1 protein-coding gene is annotated in these 818 nt (G+C 43.9%); it reads left to right on the top strand.

Annotated elements, in window-relative coordinates; all coding sequences use genetic code 11:
• On the top strand, nt 1-797 hold a 797-nt coding region (locus D1Z90_RS20790; protein ID WP_119912666.1), incomplete at its 5' end, for an ISAs1 family transposase.
• Between the last annotated feature and the right edge of the window lie 21 nt (nt 798-818).

The raw sequence follows: 818 nt of genomic DNA, 5'->3' as shown, positions 1-818 counted from the left end.
TTATTGCTTTCGATGGCAAAGTGCTTCGCGGCTCTTACCGCTCCGACCCAAAAACCGCACTACAACTGGTCACCGCCTACGATACAGAGCGTGGTCTTGTACTCAGCCAGAAACCGACTGAAACGAAGAACGGTGAAATCAATGTTGTACGACAAATGCTTGATATAATTAACGTAAAAGGCAGTGTTATCACGGTTGATGCATTACATTGTCAGCGTGAAACATTAGAAAAGATAGCCGATAAAAAAGCCCATGTTATTGTTCAAGTTAAGAATAACCAACCTAAGTTAAGGGAAGCGGTTGTCTCGCAATTCCAGGCCGTTTTTGAGGCAAAAAAGGAAAAAGTGGTAACGGAAGTAACGCAGACTCAGCACGGCAGAAAAGAAGAGCGTATTGTGTTCCAACTCAAAGCAAAACTGCCACAGGAGCTTGCCGAGAAATGGCCAACAATACGCAGCATCATTGCGGTAGAGCGTCATCGCACGGTCAATGGCAAAGGCACGGTGGATACATCGTATTATGTCAGCTCACTTTCACCAAGGCACAAATTACTTGGTCATTATATTCGTCAACATTGGCGAATAGAAAACAGCCAACACTATGTCCTAGATGTTGTTTTCAAAGAAGATAGCTCACGAATCTGTCTGGATGGTGCGGTGGAAAATATTGCGTTATTCAGACGCTTCGTTATGAACATGCTGAAACAATGTGAGTGTGGCGCTCCGAGCCAAAGACAAAAACTTAAAAAAGCTGGTTGGTGCGATGATTATAGAGCGCAAGTCTTCTTTGGGCTATAAATTAACCAAAGTATGCTCGCG

Origin of the sequence: Motilimonas pumila, from assembly GCF_003596335.1 — a bacterium.
Lineage (GTDB): Bacteria > Pseudomonadota > Gammaproteobacteria > Enterobacterales > CBDFNC01 > Motilimonas > Motilimonas pumila.
Note: the sequence above shows the minus strand (reverse complement) of the source record. Positions and strands in the feature narration are given on the sequence as shown.